The organism is Vibrio sp. 1180_3 (assembly GCF_029478545.1).
GTDB classification, from domain to species: domain Bacteria; phylum Pseudomonadota; class Gammaproteobacteria; order Enterobacterales; family Vibrionaceae; genus Vibrio; species Vibrio aestuarianus.
This window is the reverse complement of sequence record NZ_SJFM01000291.1, coordinates 1-253: the sequence shown is the minus strand read 5'-3', so window position 1 is coordinate 253 and position 253 is coordinate 1. Positions and strand designations below refer to the sequence as shown.

1 protein-coding gene and 1 rRNA gene are annotated in these 253 nt (G+C 37.2%); both read left to right on the top strand.

What is annotated here, in order from left to right:
- Window positions 1-181 (top strand): hypothetical protein (locus EYW48_RS21885; protein WP_277433123.1); only part of this gene is annotated, 181 nt, incomplete at its 5' end.
- Window positions 179-253, top strand: a 16S ribosomal RNA gene (locus EYW48_RS21880); the annotation flags it as partial. The genes EYW48_RS21885 and EYW48_RS21880, both read left to right, overlap by 3 nt.

Sequence of the window (253 nt, the reverse complement as noted above, 5' to 3'; positions counted from 1 at the left end):
AAAAAGATTTATCAATGAACTGAGTGACCAATCAGAATCAAGTTTACTTGATTTTGGCACAGTCAATTCATTGTTGTTCTGTTGGAACAACAATAGCTTTAAAATTACTTTTTACTTTCGAGTAAAAGCAGTTTTGAAGTCAGTATTCATTGAGCCGGTCTTAGGACCAACAAAACTTTAATTGAAGAGTTTGATCATGGCTCAGATTGAACGCTGGCGGCAGGCCTAACACATGCAAGTCGAGCGGTAACAT